At 59.3% G+C, this 17608-nt stretch carries 17 protein-coding genes; 9 read left to right on the forward strand and 8 right to left on the reverse strand.

The features are described from left to right. The first annotated feature begins 90 nt into the window (after positions 1-90). On the forward strand, positions 91-2976 hold the full coding sequence (locus TU74_RS09975) for a ribonucleoside-diphosphate reductase subunit alpha (RefSeq protein ID WP_047276812.1): 2886 nt from the start codon (positions 91-93) through the stop codon (positions 2974-2976). Positions 2977-3190: 214 nt separating this feature from the next. On the opposite strand, the gene flgE is transcribed toward TU74_RS09975, so the two are convergent. From flgE to TU74_RS10005, 6 genes are all read right to left on the reverse strand, one after another. Next, entirely contained in the window at positions 3191-4519 is a 1329-nt protein-coding gene (flgE, locus tag TU74_RS09980; RefSeq protein WP_047276814.1) for a flagellar hook protein FlgE, read from the reverse strand. Between the two features lie 29 nt (positions 4520-4548). Beyond that, on the reverse strand, positions 4549-5277 hold the full coding sequence (gene flgD, locus TU74_RS09985; RefSeq protein WP_048376304.1) for a flagellar hook assembly protein FlgD: 729 nt from the start codon (positions 5275-5277) through the stop codon (positions 4549-4551). A gap of 15 nt (positions 5278-5292) precedes the next feature. Beyond that, complete coding sequence (flgC, locus tag TU74_RS09990; protein WP_047276817.1) at positions 5293-5736, reverse strand: flagellar basal body rod protein FlgC; 444 nt, start codon at positions 5734-5736, stop codon at positions 5293-5295. A gap of 3 nt (positions 5737-5739) precedes the next feature. Then, complete coding sequence (flgB, locus tag TU74_RS09995; protein ID WP_047276819.1) at positions 5740-6147, reverse strand: flagellar basal body rod protein FlgB; 408 nt, start codon at positions 6145-6147, stop codon at positions 5740-5742. Positions 6148-6399: 252 nt separating this feature from the next. Continuing rightward, positions 6400-7227: a protein-glutamate O-methyltransferase CheR gene (gene cheR, locus TU74_RS10000; protein WP_047276821.1), complete on the reverse strand. Its 828-nt coding sequence runs from the start codon at positions 7225-7227 to the stop codon at positions 6400-6402. A gap of 46 nt (positions 7228-7273) precedes the next feature. Then, on the reverse strand, positions 7274-8206 hold the full coding sequence (locus TU74_RS10005) for a chemotaxis protein CheV (RefSeq protein WP_047276825.1): 933 nt from the start codon (positions 8204-8206) through the stop codon (positions 7274-7276). A 77-nt stretch (positions 8207-8283) separates the two neighbouring features. Between TU74_RS10005 and flgA the strand changes: the two genes are divergently transcribed. The 4 genes from flgA to TU74_RS10025 all read left to right on the forward strand — a co-directional run bounded on the left by flgA (position 8284) and on the right by TU74_RS10025 (position 10881). Then, positions 8284-9054 carry a flagellar basal body P-ring formation chaperone FlgA gene (flgA, locus tag TU74_RS10010; protein ID WP_047281034.1) on the forward strand — a complete coding sequence of 257 codons (771 nt, stop codon included), beginning with the start codon at positions 8284-8286 and terminating at the stop codon, positions 9052-9054. A 151-nt stretch (positions 9055-9205) separates the two neighbouring features. Further along, positions 9206-9529, forward strand: a complete 324-nt coding sequence (gene flgM, locus TU74_RS10015; RefSeq protein ID WP_048376306.1) for a flagellar biosynthesis anti-sigma factor FlgM — start codon at positions 9206-9208, stop codon at positions 9527-9529. Between the two features lie 50 nt (positions 9530-9579). Then, entirely contained in the window at positions 9580-10047 is a 468-nt protein-coding gene (locus TU74_RS10020) for a flagella synthesis protein FlgN (RefSeq protein WP_047276830.1), read from the forward strand. Between the two features lie 93 nt (positions 10048-10140). Further along, the gene (locus tag TU74_RS10025; RefSeq protein WP_047278066.1) at positions 10141-10881 is read left to right on the forward strand and encodes a flagellar brake protein; all 741 of its coding nucleotides are present in this window, start codon (positions 10141-10143) and stop codon (positions 10879-10881) included. 51 nt (positions 10882-10932) lie between these two features. Here TU74_RS10025 and TU74_RS10030 read toward each other — a convergent pair whose 3' ends face one another. Beyond that, on the reverse strand, positions 10933-12273 hold the full coding sequence (locus TU74_RS10030; RefSeq protein ID WP_048376307.1) for an MFS transporter: 1341 nt from the start codon (positions 12271-12273) through the stop codon (positions 10933-10935). A gap of 103 nt (positions 12274-12376) precedes the next feature. Further along, positions 12377-13618: a glutamine synthetase family protein gene (locus TU74_RS10035; RefSeq protein WP_169836381.1), complete on the reverse strand. Its 1242-nt coding sequence runs from the start codon at positions 13616-13618 to the stop codon at positions 12377-12379. A gap of 279 nt (positions 13619-13897) precedes the next feature. On the opposite strand from TU74_RS10035, the gene TU74_RS10040 reads away from it, so the two are divergent. The 4 genes from TU74_RS10040 (at position 13898) to TU74_RS10050 (ending at position 17356) form a co-directional block, all read left to right on the forward strand. Beyond that, positions 13898-14908, forward strand: coding sequence for a LacI family DNA-binding transcriptional regulator (locus tag TU74_RS10040; protein ID WP_048376310.1), 1011 nt, complete (start codon positions 13898-13900; stop codon positions 14906-14908). A 147-nt stretch (positions 14909-15055) separates the two neighbouring features. After that, positions 15056-15889 carry an inositol monophosphatase family protein gene (locus tag TU74_RS10045; RefSeq protein WP_047276837.1) on the forward strand — a complete coding sequence of 278 codons (834 nt, stop codon included), beginning with the start codon at positions 15056-15058 and terminating at the stop codon, positions 15887-15889. A gap of 79 nt (positions 15890-15968) precedes the next feature. Then, on the forward strand, positions 15969-16478 hold the full coding sequence (locus tag TU74_RS24910) for an MFS transporter (RefSeq protein WP_262502277.1): 510 nt from the start codon (positions 15969-15971) through the stop codon (positions 16476-16478). Continuing rightward, the gene (locus tag TU74_RS10050) at positions 16385-17356 is read left to right on the forward strand and encodes an MFS transporter (RefSeq protein ID WP_277620526.1); all 972 of its coding nucleotides are present in this window, start codon (positions 16385-16387) and stop codon (positions 17354-17356) included. Before TU74_RS24910 ends, TU74_RS10050 begins: the two co-directional genes overlap by 94 nt. Positions 17357-17608: the final 252 nt, after the last annotated feature.

Here is a 17608-nt window from a genome sequence, read left to right on the forward strand (position 1 = left end):
CCGGTTTATCCCCGGTTGTAGTGCGTCAGGACGGAACGGTGGGCACCTTTTTGAGGCGCCCAAATAAACATAGAGAATGTGGAGACACCCATGCAAACCGACTCAACTCGCGAGAACTCGCAGGGCACCGCGTCGCAGAACGATTCAAATCTGGATCTGTCGGCAACTGCGCCAGGCCAATTGCGCGTGATCAAGCGTAACGGAACCGTCGTTCCTTACACCGATGACAAGATCACCGTCGCCATCACCAAAGCGTTTCTTGCAGTTGAAGGCGGCAATGCAGCCGCTTCGTCACGCATTCACGACACCGTTGCCCGCCTGACCGAACAGGTCACCGCAACCTTCAAGCGTCGCATGCCTTCGGGCGGCACCATCCACATCGAAGAAATCCAGGACCAGGTTGAACTGGCCCTGATGCGTGCCGGCGAGCAGAAAGTGGCCCGCGACTACGTGATCTACCGCGATGCCCGCTCCAAGGAGCGCGCCACCCGCGCACCGGCCGAAGACGCCGTGCAAGCGCACCCGTCGATCCGCATCACCCGCGCCGACGGCAGCTTCGCGCCGCTGGACATGGGCCGCCTGAACACCATCGTCACCGAGGCCTGCGAAGGCCTGGAAGAAGTGGACGGCGACCTGATCCAGCGCGAAACCCTGAAAAACCTGTACGACGGCGTGGCCCTGAGCGACGTCAACACCGCGCTGGTGATGACGGCCCGCACCCTGGTTGAGCGTGAGCCGAACTACTCGTTCGTGACCGCCCGCCTGCTGATGGACACCTTGCGTGCCGAAGGCCTGAATTTCCTCAATGTTGCCGAAAGCGCCACTCACCACGAGATGGCCGACCTGTACGCCAAGGCGCTGCCTGCTTACATTGCCAAAGGTATTGAGTTCGACCTGCTGAACCCGGTGCTGGCCACCTTCGACCTGGAAAAACTGGGCAAGGCGATCAACCACGAGCGCGATCAGCAGTTCACCTACCTAGGCCTGCAAACCCTGTACGACCGTTACTTCATCCACAAGGATGGCGTGCGTTTCGAACTGCCGCAGATCTTCTTCATGCGTGTGGCCATGGGCCTGGCGATCGAAGAGAAGCAAAAAGAAGACCGCGCCATCGAGTTCTACAACCTGTTGTCGTCCTTCGACTACATGTCGTCGACACCGACCCTGTTCAACGCCGGCACTCAGCGTCCACAGCTGTCCAGCTGCTACCTGACCACCGTGCCGGACGACCTGTCGGGCATTTACCACGCGATCCACGACAACGCCATGTTGTCCAAATTCGCAGGCGGCCTGGGCAACGACTGGACCCCGGTACGTGCGCTCGGCTCATGGATCAAAGGCACCAACGGCAAATCCCAGGGCGTGGTGCCGTTCCTCAAGGTGGTCAACGACACCGCCGTCGCCGTGAACCAGGGTGGCAAGCGCAAGGGCGCCGTATGCGCTTACCTTGAAACCTGGCACATGGACATCGAAGAGTTCATCGAGCTGCGCAAGAACACCGGTGATGACCGTCGTCGTACCCACGACATGAACACCGCCAACTGGATCCCTGACCTGTTCATGAAGCGCGTCTTCGATGACGGCAAGTGGACCCTGTTCTCGCCTTCCGAAGTACCGGACCTGCACGACCTGACCGGCAAAGCCTTCGAAGAGCGTTACGAGTACTACGAAGCCCTGACCGAGTACCCGGGCAAGGTCAAGCTGTTCAAGACCATCCAGGCCAAAGACCTGTGGCGCAAAATGCTGTCCATGCTGTTTGAAACCGGCCACCCATGGCTGACCTTCAAAGACCCGTGCAACCTGCGCAGCCCGCAGCAGCACGTGGGCGTGGTTCACAGCTCGAACCTGTGCACCGAGATCACCCTGAACACCAACAAGGATGAAATCGCGGTCTGCAACCTGGGCTCGATCAACCTGCCGAACCACATCGTGGACGGCAAGCTGGACACCGCCAAGCTCAAGCGCACCATCGACGTGGCCGTGCGCATGCTCGATAACGTGATCGACATCAACTACTACTCGGTGCCGCAAGCGCGTAACTCGAACTTCAAGCACCGTCCGGTCGGCCTGGGGATCATGGGCTTCCAGGACGCGCTGTACCTGCAGCACATTCCGTATGCTTCGCAAGCAGCGGTCGAGTTTGCCGACAAGTCGATGGAAGCGGTCAGCTACTACGCCATTCAGGCGTCCTGCGACCTGGCTGACGAGCGTGGCGCTTACGAGACGTTCCAGGGCTCGCTGTGGTCCAAAGGCATCCTGCCACTGGATTCGCAACAGATCCTGATCGAACAGCGCGGCCAGAAGTACATCGACGTTGACCTGAACGAATCCCTGGACTGGGCACCGGTTCGCGCCCGTGTTCAGAAAGGCATTCGTAACTCCAACATCATGGCCATCGCACCGACCGCGACCATTGCCAACATCACTGGCGTCTCGCAGTCGATCGAACCGACCTACCAGAACCTGTACGTGAAATCGAACCTGTCGGGCGAATTCACCGTGATCAACCCGTACCTGGTTCGCGACCTCAAGGCCCGCGGCCTGTGGGACTCGGTCATGATCAACGACCTGAAGTACTACGACGGTTCCGTGCAGCAGATCGAACGCATCCCGCAAGAGCTCAAAGAGCTGTACGCCACTGCGTTTGAAGTCGACACCAAGTGGATCGTTGACGCTGCCAGCCGCCGCCAGAAGTGGATCGACCAGGCTCAGTCGCTGAACCTGTACATCGCGGGCGCCTCGGGCAAGAAGCTGGACGTCACCTACCGCATGGCGTGGTACCGCGGCCTGAAAACCACGTACTACCTCCGTGCCCTGGCTGCCACCAGCACCGAGAAGTCCACCGTCAACACTGGTAAGCTCAACGCCGTATCGAGCGGCAACAAAAGTGAAGACGTCGCCGCCGCCCCTGCGGGCCCGGCTCCGGTGCCAAAAGCATGCGCCATTGACGAGCCGGATTGCGAAGCGTGTCAATAAGCTGAGCTGTCCAGCGGGTCACACCGCTTGACTGAAACCCCCGTTAAACCCTGGCAACAGGTGGGTTTAACGGGGGTTTTGTTTTGGCGGGTGAACAATCCAGCGCCCGTTTTCTCGAACAGCTATGACGCGGTGCTCCGTGCCAGGCCGTGATGAATCTGCAGGCAAAAAAAAGCCCCTCAGTCGAGGGGCTTTTTGAAGACGCATTCGCCCATCAGGTCATCTGAATGATGGTCTGCATGATGGTGCTCTGGGTGGAGATGGTCTTGGCGTTCGCCTGGTAGTTGCTTTGCGCCTTGATCAGGTCAACCAGCTCGTTGGTCAGGTTCACGTTGGAGTCTTCCAGCGAGTTGGACTGGATTGCCCCCAGGGTACCGACCTTCGGTGCGTCGTAACCGGCCTGGCCCGAAGCGAATGTCTCTTTCCACGCCGTGCCGCCCACAGGCTGCAAGCCTTGTTCGTTGGTGAAGCTGGCCAGGGAGATCTGGCCGATGGCACGGCTCTGGTTGTTGCTGAAGTTAGCAAACATCACGCCCGAGCCATCGATGGTCAGGTTGGTGATCTGGCCAGTGGCGTAGCCGTCCTGAGTCGGCGGGTTGCGCGAGGTGTCAGTGTTGTACTGGGTCGTTTTGGCCATGTTGATGGCAATACCGCCATCTTTGGCGGCTGCACCGTTGGAAACCCACGCACCGTTGACAGTGGCGCCCGGCACCCAGTCAGTCACCGTCAAGGTGCTGCTGATGATGTCCGGTTCGCCCGGCACCGGGTTTGGCGTGGTGACGCTGGTCAGGGCGCCTGCAGAATCAAACACCATGGTCGAAGGCACTGGGTCCTTGGCGCCCGTTCCCGTCACCGGGCTGCCGTCCGGGTTGCGGCCATCGACGAGGGTGTAGGCTTTCCAGGTGTTGGAGTCCGTTTTCACCATGTACTGATCCATCTCATGGGGGTTGCCCTGAGTGTCGTAGATGGTGGTGGAGAATTTTCTGGAGTAGCTCTCGGACTTCAGCGGATCGAACTTGTTGGCCACCTGATCGACCACATCACTGGTCGAGTTCAAGTTGATGGTCGATTCCACCGAGCCGCTGGCGCGTGGCGCCAGGTTCGAGGTGTCGATGCGCAGGTCGGTCAGTACGCCGTTGACGATCTTGCCGTTGGCGTCAACGCCATAGCCTTGCAAGCGCGCGGTCCCGTCGGTGTTGGTCACGTAGCCGTCTTTATCGGCCTTGAACGTACCGGCACGGGTGTAGCTCAGGGAGCCGTTGTCGCTCAGCACAAAAAAACCGTTGCCCTGGATGCCCATGTCCAACAGGTTGCCCGTGTTGTTGATAGCGCCCTGACCAAAGTTCTGCGAGACGTTGGCCAAGTTCACACCGCTGCCGATGGTTTTGCTGCCAATGCCCAGCTTGCTGGCCGAGTAAATGTCCGAGAACTCGGCACGGGACGATTTGAAGCCGGATGTGGCGACGTTGGCGATGTTGTTGCCGGTCACGTCGAGTTGCTTGCTGGCCGCATAGAGGCCGCTAAGGCCGATATTGAAAGACATGTTGCACTCCTTAAGGCGTATGAGTCGGCTTAGAGGCCAATGGTCTGGACTTTGGACATGCCAATGCTGCCCAGGCCTGCGAGATTGAGCATCACTTCCCCCCCCGTCTTGCTCAGCGTCACACTGTTGACAGTGGCGGGCAGGTACGTGGTGAGGGCCGTGGTTCCGGTGTCAGTTTTTGTCGACGCGGTGAAGGTGTAGTTGCCCTTGGGCATCAGTTCACCGTCATCGTTTTTGCCGTCCCAGGTGAAATCGACATTGCCGGCTTTCTGGGCGCCCATTTCGAGGGTTCGGACCACAACGCCATCGGCATCGGTGATCTTGATGGTGGGTGAGGAGTTAGCATCTTTGACCACCACGGTGCCGTTGAACGGCTTCTCGCTGGCAGGGTCCACCAAGGCTTCACCGGTTTGCACGATCACGGAACGCCCTACCAGCGACGAAGCCTGCAGCGCCTGCGAGGATTGCAAGCCGCCGGTGATGGCCGTCACCGATTCGTTCAGGGACGTGATGCCTTCCAGGCTGCTGAACTGGGCCAACTGCGCAACGAATGCGGTGTTGTCCTGCGGGTCCAGCGGGTTCTGGTTTTTCAACTGGGTGACCAGCAATTGCATGAACGCATCTTTGCCCAATGCCTTGCTGTTGCCCGCCACGGCCTTGGAAGCAGCCGCAAGGCTGGTGTCCATGGCCTTGGCCTGAGAGGAGTTGGCCAGCACCTGATTAAGGGTCTTGTTGCTGACGGAATCGGTCACACTCATTTGCGTCGTTCCTTATCACTGACCGAGGGTCAGGACCTTCTGCATCATGGTTTTGGCGGTGTTCATCATTTCTGCGTTGGTCTGGAACGAACGACTGGCGGAAATCATGTCAGCCATTTCTTCAACCACGTTGACGTTGGGGTAGTACACATACCCCTTGGCGTCGGCAGAAGGATGGTTCGGTTCATAGCGGGCTTCGAGGTTGCTCTGGTCTTCGACCACGCCCAGTACTTGTACGCCCTGCCCGGCGGCATCCTGATTCTGGAACAGCGAATCGCCTGTACCGTTTTGCGCACCTTGAAACATGGTGGCAAACACCGGGTGCCGTGCGCGGTAAGTCTGGTCGATGCTCGACGACACGGTTTCGGCGTTGGCAATGTTACTGGCCACGGTGTTCAGGCGCGTGGTCTGAGCACTCATGCCGCTACCGGCAATATTGAAAACACTGGCTAGAGACATGGATTACTCTCCGCGCAGGGCTGACACCAGCCCTTTGAATTTACTGTTGAGCAGGGTGAAGCTGGCCTGGAAGTTGACCGCGTTCTCTGCGTAATTCGATTGTTCGAGCTGAGCGTCGACCGTGTTCTGGTCGATGGAGGGCTGCATCGGCGTGCGGTACAACAGCGATTCATCGCCGCTGCTCAAGCCCTGGGCTTCGATGTGGCGACTGTTGGTCATGTTCAAGGCAAAGCTGCCGTTCTTGTTCTTGTCATTCTGTGCAGCGAGCACAGAAGCAAAATCCAGATCCCGAGCCTTGTAGTTCGGGGTGTCGGCGTTGGCGATGTTATTGGCCAGGACTTCAGCGCGCTGGGCGCGAAAACCCAGGGCTTGCTCATGGATACCGAGCGCTTTATCGAAGCTGATGCTCATGTCGAAAAACCTTTGTGGGCTGACCTGAACATGTGGTTCAGGTCCTTCTTGCTCTGGATAGAGCAAACCCCGTGCCAATATTCACATGCCCGTATTTCAAGGCTTTGCCGGGGGCTGGGGCCCGGCAATGCCAGAAAAGCGGCAATCACTGACCGCCGACTGCCGCTTTTCTGCCGCTTTGTTGCACGGGACACTCGCACCGCCGCCCCACAGCGCCATAAAAAACGGGAGCCTTGTGGGCTCCCGTTAGGATTACTTGGCCTGGTAGATGATCCCCGGGCTGCACTGGATCATCTGGTAGTGATCCGGCAACCCGTTGAGCGCTTCGGAGGCGCCCAGGAATAAATAGCCGCCCGGCTTCAAGGTGCTGTGAATGCGCAACAGGATATCTTTTTTGACCTCTGCCGAGAAATAGATCAGCACGTTGCGGCAGAACACCATGTCGAACTTGCCCAACCCGGCGTAACTGTCCAGCAGGTTGAACGAGCGAAACTCCACACGGCTCTTGATCGGCGCCTTGACCATCCAGCGCCCCGGCCCTTTAGGCTCGAAGTAACGCTGCAAGCGCTCCTGGGACAAACCGCGGCCGATCGCCAGGCTGTCGTACTCGCCGGTCTTGCAGTTGTTGAGCATCAGGCTGGACAGGTCGGTGGCAACAATTTGCACCCCCGCTTTCAATTGCCCGAGGTTGCTGCGCTCAAACTCATCGATGGCCATCGACAGCGAATACGGTTCCTGCCCCGAAGAGCAGGCGGCCGACCAGATGCGTAAACGTTGCCCCGGATGGGCCTTGGTCAACTCAGGCAGGACTTTGTTTTTCAGCACTTCAAAGGGGTAGGTATCGCGAAACCACAGGGTTTCGTTGGTGGTCATCGCATCGACCACCTGCTCACGCAGCCCGCTGCGGGGCTGGCTCTGGATGCGCTGTATCAGCTCACCCAGTGATTTGATACCTTGCTGTTCCATCAGCTTGTTCAGTCGGCTGGAAACAAGGTACTGCTTGTTCTCCCCTAGCAAAATGCCACAGGCTTTTTCCAGGAAAACCCGGAACTGCTCAAAATCCAAATTAGCCGTAGACAAATGATCCTGCCTCTATAAATCGTGTTGACCGCCAAGGACTGCGTCCTTAGCTGTGATCTGCTTCTTTGATCCGGTCGACGACCCGGGATGCCAGGTCATCAGGGCGGAATTTTGCCAGAAAGTCATTGGCGCCGACTTTCTTGACCATCGCCTGATTGAATACCCCGGACAGCGAAGTGTGCAGAATGATGTGTAAATTTTGCATGCGCGGATCGCTACGGATTTCAGACGTCAGGGTGTAACCGTCCATTTCCGGCATCTCGATGTCCGAGATCATCATCAGAAACTCTTCTGACGGGTCCTTGCCCTCGTCCACCAGTTTGCGCAGATATTCCAGCGCCTGGCGACCATCATTAAGCGAGACCACTTCCACGCCCACCGTTTGCAGGCAACGTGACACCTGCTTGCGCGCCACTGACGAGTCATCGACCGTCAGCACCCGCAACGACACGGCCTTGGTGTGGGTGTCGACATCGACCACACCGTGGGAAATGCTTTCCGATGACGGCGAAACCTCTGACAGGATTTTTTCAACGTCGATGATTTCGACCAGTTGATTGTCCAGCCGTGTCACCGCCGTCAGGTAGTGGTCACGCCCCGTGCCTTTGGGCGGCGGATGGATCTCTTCCCAGTTCATGTTGACGATGCGCTCGACCGCACCCACGAGAAACCCCTGAGTCTTGGTGTTGTACTCCGTGATAATCACAAACGGGCTGCTTTGATCTTTCAGCGCGCCTGAACCGGTGGCCATGGCCAAATCCAGAATCGGAATGGTCGCCCCCCGAATACTCGCAACACCGCACACCACAGGATGGGATTTGGGCATCACGGTCAGCTTGGGGCATTGCAGCACCTCGCGCACCTTGAACACGTTAATCCCGTACAGCTGTGGCCCATCCAGGCGAAACAACAACAGTTCCAGGCGGTTCTGCCCGACCAGTTGTGTGCGCTGGTTAACCGAATCCATCACCCCAGCCATACACGGTTCCCCTTAGAAACTTTAAGTTGCGACGCACATCGCCCGGTAAACGGCACGGGCTTTGCTATTTATCCGCCATGAATGCAAAAACGACAATTTCTTGCCACCGGCCGATCCTTCAGACGCTGCGCCTTCGCTGTGCAAGCGTGCTTGCGGCTGTCTGCCTGATAAGCGTGGGCACACAGTCATACGCAGATGGATTTACTTCTCCTACACAGCTTATCGGCGTGACCCAAGGCTTTCTTGAATTCACCGTCGAAGACTACCTTGCCACTGGTCAGATAGAAGGCCGCTACGAGATTCAGGTCAATAACCTTGATCCGCGCTTGCGCCTCGCTCAGTGCGACAAGGAATTGACAGCCACCCTCGAAAGCCCGGCGCAACCCATGGGTCGCGTGACGGTGCGTGTGCGCTGTGAGGGTAGCTCGCCCTGGACCATTTTTGTCCCGGCACAAGTAAAGTTATTTCGCGAGGTGGTGACCGTGCTCCACCCCCTCAAGCGCGGCACGATCATCAGCGATGACGATGTGGTGTTGCGCGAGCGCGACGTGGGCCTGATCACGCAGGGTTACATGACCGCCGTGGAACTGGTAGTCGGGCAAAAACTTCTGCGACCCATGGTCACCGATCAAGTGCTGACCCTGACGCACCTGGAGCAAGCGGCTGTGGTGCGCAAGGGCGATCAAGTGGTGATCAATGCCCGTAGCGGCACCTTGACGGTGAGAATGCCCGGCGAAGCCCTGTCCGACGGCGGCCTCAGTGAACAGGTGCGGGTGAAGAACCTGAACTCCAAACGGGTTATCAAGGCGCGCATTACCGGGCCGGGGCAAGTGGAGGTGGCTTTGTAGGACAGTTGGCATACGTCTCTCAACTTTCCTACACTGTCGCTTGACGCAGATCAGTACGGTTGCGCGTCGCCGTATGATTAATCGTGCCTAAAGTTTTCTCGGGTATGGCCGAAAACATGGCAAGCGTCCAAATACCCAGAGGTTTTCCATCATGGTCATCGACTTCAGTCGCCTTAACAACGCCGCGCCTTTAACCGGCACTGCGCGCAGCAACAGCAGTCAGGAAGCAGGCAGCGCCACTCAATCGGCCCCTGCCACTCAGGAGCAAGCGGGCGTCAGCGCCCCGAGCGGTGAATCTGTGCACCTCAGTGACGGGGCACAACAATTGCAAAAAATCAGCGATTCGCTGCGCGATCAACCGATTGTCGACAAAGGCCGAGTGGCCGAGTTGAAACAAGCCATCGCCGACGGCACCTACACCGTCGACAGCAATCGGGTTGCCAGCAAATTGCTTAACTTGGAAGCCCAGCGCTAGCCCTTGGGGCAAGCGCCAGGCTTTTGGACGCTTAAATTCCAGAGCCAGCCATGCACGACACGACTTTATTGCAACTGATCAACGACGACTTCGCCCCTGCCGAGAAACTGCTCGCCTTGCTGCAGGACGAAACCATTGCCCTGCAAGGGCGCGACATGTTGGTGCTCGAAGACATTCTGGCGCGCAAACAGTCGTTGATCATTCTGCTCGATCAGCATGGCCGCAAGCGCAGCGAAATCCTGGCGGGGCTTGGATTGCCGGCCAACCGCAGCGGGCTTGAGCAACTGGCCAGCCACTCGGACCTCGGCCCGCAACTGCTCGCTCAAAGCGAGGCATTGAATCAGGTGCTGGCCGATTGTCAGGCCGCCAATGTGATCAACGGCCAGGCCATCCAGACCCAACAACTCATCACAGCCAATCAGCAGCGCATTTTGCACGGCGGCGAAGCCCATACGCTGTATGACGCCCGCGGCACCACCGCACTGGTCAACAAACCACGCGCTTTCAGCCAGGCGTGAGCCCGCGTGACCGCACTATCCTAAAGACGCAACATACTGGCAAAATGCCTCTTTTTTGCGTGTTGTTGTATTTTGTCTGGAGATTGATGAACCGTGTCCCATGCTGAAGATGCTCCGCAGCCTCCCAAGGTGCTTACCACGCCTTTGGAAATTTCCGCCCATTTGCGGATGCTACAAGAGAGCCACGACCCGCTGATCATCACCTTCCACGAACGCAGTCAGCGTTTTCAGAGCTATCTGGTCGAAGTTGATCGCGACACCGCGACCCTGGCTTTTGACGAAATGATCCCGCGTGACGGTGAGCGTTTCCTTGAAGCCGGTGAGCCGTTTCGCGTTGAAGGCTTTCATGACGGCGTTCGCATTGCCTGGGAGTGCACCACGCAACTGACCATTGACGACAAAGACGGCCACCGCTGCTACCACGGTGCGTTGCCGACCGAGATCGTCTACCACCAGCGCCGCAATGCGTTCCGTGCCGCCCTCAAGCTGGCGGATCTGGTGAATGTGAAAGTCGATGGCGACAAAATCAAATTCCCGCTGGAAGGCAAGTTGCTGGATGTCTCAGCCACGGGTTGCAAACTGCGCTTTGAAGGCGACGTCAGCGAGCGCCTGCAACTGGGGCAAGTCTACGAGCGCTTCAACGCCGCCCTGCCCTTCGGCCCTATGACCACGCCCGTGGAATTGCGCTACCTGCATTTTGAAGAACGCCTCAACATCACTTTTGCCGGCATGCGCTTTCACAACATGAGCGGCGGCGTGCAGCGTCAGGTCGAGCGTTTTGTGTATCAACTGCAGCGCGATGCGCGACGGTTCGATAAAGACGACGACTATTGAGGCAGCGCCTCACCCTCTCCCACCGGGAGAGGGTGCAGATTTCACAGTGATTCAAACACGCGGCTGATCAGCGCCTTCTCCCTCGGGCTGAGGGCCTTCGGCGCTTTCAGGGACGACCGTCGGTTCTACGTTGTCCTGCATCTGATCCTGCACCACCTGCTCATCGACCCGAGGGTCAAGCGCCGCCACCAAAGGCGAGCTGGACATGCTGTCGGGCATGGCCACGTGCTGCAGCGGCGCATCGTCGACCTGATGCAGGTTGGTCACCGCATTCGGACGAATGCGCCACACCAGCACCAGGCCCGTCAGGCTGAAAAACGCGTAGAGCATCTGACTGCCCAACACCTTCATCAATACCCCCGCCACCAACGGCCCGATACTGGCCCCGATGCCGTAGGTCACCAGCAGCATCGCCGTCAGTGACACCCGGCGATCCGCTTCCACGTGGTCATTGGCAAACGCCACGGCCAGCGGGTAGATGCAAAATTGCACCAGCGCGCTCAACCAGCCCGCAATAAACAGCACCTCCAGGGGGACTGAGGGCAGGATCGCCAGCGGCAGCGACACCACCGCCAGAATGAACGCGAACACGCGAATCAGCAGGGGCCGGTCATAACGGTCGGACAACCAGCCCAGTGGCCACTGCGCCAGCAACCCGGCAAAAATGCAGCAGCCCATGTACAAGCCGACCAATTCGGTGGACAAGCCCTGCTGCGTGGCATACAGCGGCGCCAGACCGTAGAACGAACCCACCAGCAACCCCGCCCCCAGCACGGCAATCAAGGACTGCGGCACCCGCTGGATGAAAAACTTCGGGTCCATCGGCGCAGGGTGCAACGGCGCCGGGTGAATGCGCCGGGTCATGGCCACCGGCACCAGGCACAGCGCAAAACACAGTGCCACCAGCATCAGCAGTTCCGGGCCAAGGGCCGGGTGGATGACCAGAATCAGTTGCCCGAGCACCAGGCCCAGGTACGAGGCAATCATGTACAGGCTAAAGACCACGCCACGCTGTTTGGCATCAGCCTGCTCGTTGAGCCAGCTTTCAATGACCATGTACTGGCACATCATGCCCAGGCCAACGATCACCCTCAGCAGCAGCCACACCGGCAGCCAGTCGGTGAGGCCGTGACACAGCACCGCCGCGCCGACAATACCGGCGCAGGTGGCATACGCGCGGATGTGCCCCACCCGCGCAATCAACCGGTGACCAATCTTGCCCCCCAGCACCAGACCAAAATAGTTGGCCGCCATGAGGGCACCGATCCACAGGCCGTCGACATTGTCGGCAGCCAGACGCAAGGCAAGGTAGGTACTGAGCAAGCCCGAGCCGATCAACATCATCAGCGAGGCGAAATACAACGCTTTAAAAGACTTCCAGATTTGGCGCATCGGCGTTCCCCGCGACTCCATGCAGTGGCGTGCGCACTGCCCCAAGGCAGCCCGCACGCAGCAGGTTCAAACGGTTGAGCCGAAGCCTGTGCCGTCTGGACGATTAAGCCTGAGCCGCTAACACGCGGCGTTCCCAGGGTGTGATTTCATCAAAGAAGCTGGTGAGTTCCATCGTCTTGGACGCAATGTAACCTTCGATGAACTCCTTGCCGAACAGTTCCTTCGCCAAGTGACTGCGTTTGAGACGCTCCAGAGCGGCATGCAAGGTACATGGCAATGACAATGCCTCAGGCACCTCGAATTCCCCTTGAATCGCAGGGGTCGGCTCCAGTTGGTTTTCGATGCCGTGCAAGCCCGCTGCGAGGCTGGCCGCAATCGCCAGATAGGGGTTGGCGTCGGCACCCGGCAAACGGTTTTCGACACGCCGGGCCACCGGCGAACTGGCAGGAATGCGCAAGCCCGCAGCGCGGTTGTCGTGGGACCAGCACGCATTGTTCGGGGACGCGTACGGGTGGCAGAGGCGCTGGTAGGAGTTGACGTTTGGCGCAAACAAGGCGGTGAAGTCCGCCATGCCGGCCTGCTGGCCGCCGATAAAATGGCGGAACGTCGCGGTCGGTTGGCCCGCCGCATCACTGAACACGTTACGCCCGGTGCCCAGCTCCACCACGCTTTGATGAATGTGCATCGAACTGCCGGCGGTTTTCGCCAGCGGTTTGGCCATGCACACCACCGTCAGGCCATGCTTGAGCGCGACCTCTTTGAGCAGGTGTTTGAACAGGAAGGTTTGGTCGGCCAGCAACAGCGGATCGCCATGCAGCAAGTTGATTTCGAACTGACTGACGCCCATTTCGTGCATGAACGTGTCACGGGGCAACCCGAGCGCGGCCATGCATTCATAGACTTCATTGAAGAAGGGACGCAGGCCGTTATTGGAACTGATGCTGAACGCCGAGAAGCCGACTTCACGACGACCGTCCAGGCCCAGCGGTGGCTGGAACGGCTGGGTCGGGTCGGTGTTGGGCGCAAAGACAAAGAACTCAAGCTCTGTGGCCACCACAGGCGCCAGGCCGCGGGCGGCATACCGGGCGATCACGGCTTTGAGCTGGCCCCGGGTCGACAGGCGCGAACTTTCGCCTGTCAGCTCGTCGGCGTCACAGATGGCCAGCGCCCGGGGTGGAGTGCTCCACGGCAGGCGATGGATGTGCGCGGCATCGGGCACCAGCGCCAGATCGCCGTCATCGCTGCCGTAAAAGCGCGACTCCGGGTAACCGCCCATGATGCATTGCAGCAGCACCCCACGGGCCATCTGCAAGCGTCGCCCTTCGAGGAACCCCTCGGCGGTCATCACTTTGCCGCGGGGAACGCCATTCAAATCCGGCGTCACACATTCAATCTCATCAATGCCGGTCAGTCGCTGCGCGAGTGAACCCTGGCCATCGGTCGTCATGACTCTTTCCTTGTTGTTGTACAAGCCGCGAACGGCGACCCGTACAAAATACGCACCACCTGTTCGGTATTTCAAGCGCACGTGGGTTAAATCCCTGAAATCCTGCGCCCGGTTCCCTATGCATTTAGGGCGCAAGCCATTAGGGTGGCGATTCTACTTTTTCGCGCAGTGCCCGGTATGCCTAAAGACGACGCCCATTTAATCACCGCCCACGATGTGGCCCGCCACGCCGGGGTGTCGCGTTCTGCGGTTTCGCGCACGTTCACCCCGGGCGCCAGCGTTGCGCCCCACACACGCGACAAGGTGCTGGCCGCCGCGCAGGCGTTGGGCTATCAGGTGAACTTGATCGCCCGCACCATGAACAAGGGCTACAGCAACTTTGTCGGGGTGGTCACGGCCGGGTTCGAAAGCCCGTTCCGCGCCAGCCTGCTCAGCCCGATCACCGACGCCCTGAACAAACAGGGGCTGATGCCGCTGCTGATGAATGCCGACAACCCTCAGCAACTGGAGCAATCGCTGCACACGTTGTTGAGTTATCAAATTGCCGGGGTGATTCTGACCTCGGCCTCGCCGCCCCTGTCGGTGGTGCAGCACTACCTCAAGCATCACATCCCCGTGGCGATGATTAACCGGGGTCACGAACTGGAGGGCGCCGACATCATTGGCAGCGACAATCGCGGCGGCGGTCGGCTGGCGGCGCAGACGTTACTGGCCAGCGGTGCCAGGCGCCCGGCGTTTATCGGCCAGGGCCTGCACAATTTCAGCAGTCGCGAACGCTGGCTGGGCTTCAGCGAGGGCTTGGCCGCAGCAAGCATCACCCCGTTGGCGGTGCAGGATGCAGCCCCCGGCTATGAAGGCGGACTGGCGGCGGTCCGGCACTTGTTCAGTGGCGCGGTGCGGCCCGACGCCCTCTTCTGCGCCACCGACATGCTGGCCCTGGGCGCCATGGACGGTGTGCGTATTGAGCACCACCTGGCAGTGCCCCACGACGTGCAAATCATCGGCTTTGACGACATTCCCCAAGCCGCCCATCTGGCCTACCGCCTGACCAGCTTGCGTCAGGACAGCCGCGAACTGGCCAACAGTGCCGTCGCGGCGATTGTCGCCCGTCGGAAAAATTTTCTTCTGCCAACGCCGCACCGCTCTATCCCGGTCACGCTGGTCAGACGCAACAGCACTTTGGAATAATTGTTTTATTTTGACCTTGAATTGAATTTTTATTTCGTGTTGTATGGCCTCAACAGTGGGTCGTCCCTGCACCCTCTCTCCTGCAGCCGGACGACTCACTTTTTTTGAAACCCGATTGCACACGTGTGCAAACCTGAGGATGTCAGCATGCCGAACCGTCTTTCTGCCCTTCTGCCGCCCGAGCCACTCGCCCTTGATGAACGCTACCGTCAGGCTCAGCGCATCGCGGTGCAAGCGGCGCAACTGGGGCTCGACTATTACCGCCAGCGCGCCAGCCTGGAAGTCAGTCACAAGGCGGGCGTGGGGCAAGACGTGGTCAGCATCGCCGACCGCGAGCTTGAAACCTTCATCAAGCAGCAACTGAGCGAGCACTTCCCGCAGGACGGCTTTGTAGGGGAAGAAACCGGCGCCAGCGATTTGCAAGCACGCTGCATCTGGGTGGTCGATCCCATTGATGGCACCAGTTGCTTCGTCAACGGCTTGCACACCTGGTGCGTGTCGATTGGCCTGCTGGTGGACGGCGAACCGTGGCTGGGCGCCGTGGCCGATGCCAACCATGACGAACTGTTTCATGCTTGCCGGGGCCACGGCGCCTTTGTGAATCAGACCCGCATTGAAGTGAACCCGGCCACCGATCTGACCCAGGGCTTGACCGGGGTCGGCACCTCGCACCGGCGCGGCAAAGAACACTTTTTGCCGTTCCTCAATCGCCTGCTGGATGAAGGCGGCATGTTCATTCGTAATGGTTCGGGCGCATTAATGATTGCCTACGTCGCGGCAGGCCGTTTGCTCGGCTACTACGAAACCCACATCAACAGCTGGGACTGCCTGGCCGGGCTGGTGCTGGTTCGCGAAGCCGGCGGGCACTGCAGCGACTTTTTGCGCGACGACGGCCTGACCGACGGCAACCCGTTACTGGTCGCCGCCCCGCAGCTCTACCCTGCGCTGGCGCAATTGATCGGACCGTCGCTGAGCGCCTGACCCACAGCATTGCCTGACCTGAAACAGCGCGTGCCTGCAGGGCGCGAACTGAAAAACAATAAACAGGAAACCTTGCGCCATGATTTCTTTGCTCAATGCCTTCAAGGCAGCGCCCGCCCGGCCAGGCCCGGCCAACCCGGACATGGATCGGTTCAAGCGGTTGCGCTGGCAAACCTTTTTATCCATGTCCCTAAGCTACGCGCTGTTCTACGTGTGCCGCCTGTCGTTCAACGTGGTCAAGCCCGCGCTGGTCGCCCATAACCTGCTCAGCCCCGCGCAACTGGGGATCATCGGATCGGCACTGTTCTTCGCCTACGCCATCGGCAAATTGGTCAACGGGTTTCTGGCCGATCACGCCAACGTGCGGCGTTTCATGATGCTGGGTCTGCTGCTCAGCGCCCTCGTCAATGCCTGCATGGGCCTGACCACCAACACCGTGATTCTGACCCTGATCTGGGGCCTCAACGGCTGGGCGCAGTCGATGGGCGTCGGGCCGTGCGTGTCTCGCTGTCACGCTGGTACAGCGACAAGGAACGCGGCACGTTTTATGGCTTCTGGTCGATTGCCCACAGCCTGGGCGAGGCGCTGACCTACGTGGCCGTGGCCGCCGTGGTGGTCACGTGGGGCTGGCAGTATGGCTACGGGCTGGCGACCCTGATGGGGCTGGCCGGGCTGGCGTTGATCTTCTTTTTCATGGCGGACTCGCCGCAAAGCTGCGGCTTCCCTCCCGTGCACCATGAAGCGCAAACGCCCACCCCCGGCGACTCGCCCGCACCGAGCATCTTCAGCAAACAATTGGCCCTGCTGAAAAACCCGGCCCTGTGGTTGTTGGCAATGGCGTCGTGCCTGATGTACATCGGCCGTTACGCGGTGATCTCCTGGGGCGTGTTTTTTCTGGAGAACGCCAAGGCGTACAACACCTTGAGCGCTTCGACCCTGATCTCCATCACCGGCGTGTTCGGCATCATCGGCACCGGGCTCAGCGGCTTGATCTCCGACCGTTTTTTCAATGGCAAGCGCAACGCACTGGCCATGCTGTTCGGCCTGATGAACACCTTGTCGCTGAGCGCATTCCTGTTCGTTCCGGCGGGCCACTATTGGCTCGACGCAACCGCCATGCTGTTTTTCGGCCTGTCGATGGGCGCGCTGCTGTGCTTTTTGGGCGGCTTGATGGCCACCGACATCGCCGCCAAAGGGGCCGCGGGCGCTGCACTGGGCATGATTGGCATCGCCAGTTACGCAGGAGCCGCCGCCGGGGAAATCCTCACCGGGGTGTTAATCGAACACGGCACCACAGTGCTCAGTGATGGCAGCAAGGCATATGACTTCCAGACACTGTCGATTTTCTGGGTCTGCGCCTCACTGGTCTCGGTACTGATGACGGCCCTGTTCGCCCTGCACCTGCAACAGCGCAGGCCGCCGACCTTGCCCAAGCGCAAAGAAACCCTGGTGCCGGTGCAGCCCTGAACAGCCTGTTGATTTTGAAACAAAAAGTGACATATCCCTGAAACATTCACCCCGCATAGTTGGCAGATGCCAGCAAGGAGTTGTGTTAACCAAGCCCCTCAAATCCCGCGTATTTGTCTTGGATCTAAGGATGCTCCGATCAACTTGTCGTGCAGCCGCGGCAAGTTGCAATTTTCCAGGCACCTACAGCGTCATTGGACGAAAAGTGACCGAAAAATCATGTACGGAGAGCTTTTTCGACCGGTTCTCCGT

The organism is Pseudomonas lundensis (genome assembly GCF_001042985.1).
GTDB lineage: Bacteria > Pseudomonadota > Gammaproteobacteria > Pseudomonadales > Pseudomonadaceae > Aquipseudomonas > Aquipseudomonas lundensis.

What these genes read in the sequence shown, in the direction of transcription:
- TU74_RS09975 (WP_047276812.1), top strand. Translation starts at nt 91, where the DNA reads ATGCAAACCGACTCAACTCGCGAGAACTCGCAGGGCACCGCGTCGCAG.
- flgE (WP_047276814.1), bottom strand. Translation starts at nt 4,519, where the DNA reads ATGTCTTTCAATATCGGCCTTAGCGGCCTCTATGCGGCCAGCAAGCAA.
- TU74_RS24910 (WP_262502277.1), top strand. Translation starts at nt 15,969, where the DNA reads ATGATTTCTTTGCTCAATGCCTTCAAGGCAGCGCCCGCCCGGCCAGGC.
- TU74_RS10035 (WP_169836381.1), bottom strand. Translation starts at nt 13,618, where the DNA reads ATGACCGCCGAGGGGTTCCTCGAAGGGCGACGCTTGCAGATGGCCCGT.
- flgM (WP_048376306.1), top strand. Translation starts at nt 9,206, where the DNA reads ATGGTCATCGACTTCAGTCGCCTTAACAACGCCGCGCCTTTAACCGGC.
- TU74_RS10040 (WP_048376310.1), top strand. Translation starts at nt 13,898, where the DNA reads ATGCCTAAAGACGACGCCCATTTAATCACCGCCCACGATGTGGCCCGC.
- TU74_RS10020 (WP_047276830.1), top strand. Translation starts at nt 9,580, where the DNA reads ATGCACGACACGACTTTATTGCAACTGATCAACGACGACTTCGCCCCT.
- TU74_RS10005 (WP_047276825.1), bottom strand. Translation starts at nt 8,206, where the DNA reads ATGGCTGGGGTGATGGATTCGGTTAACCAGCGCACACAACTGGTCGGG.
- TU74_RS10030 (WP_048376307.1), bottom strand. Translation starts at nt 12,273, where the DNA reads ATGCGCCAAATCTGGAAGTCTTTTAAAGCGTTGTATTTCGCCTCGCTG.
- flgD (WP_048376304.1), bottom strand. Translation starts at nt 5,277, where the DNA reads ATGAGTGTGACCGATTCCGTCAGCAACAAGACCCTTAATCAGGTGCTG.
- flgC (WP_047276817.1), bottom strand. Translation starts at nt 5,736, where the DNA reads ATGTCTCTAGCCAGTGTTTTCAATATTGCCGGTAGCGGCATGAGTGCT.
- TU74_RS10045 (WP_047276837.1), top strand. Translation starts at nt 15,056, where the DNA reads ATGCCGAACCGTCTTTCTGCCCTTCTGCCGCCCGAGCCACTCGCCCTT.
- flgB (WP_047276819.1), bottom strand. Translation starts at nt 6,147, where the DNA reads ATGAGCATCAGCTTCGATAAAGCGCTCGGTATCCATGAGCAAGCCCTG.
- flgA (WP_047281034.1), top strand. Translation starts at nt 8,284, where the DNA reads ATGAATGCAAAAACGACAATTTCTTGCCACCGGCCGATCCTTCAGACG.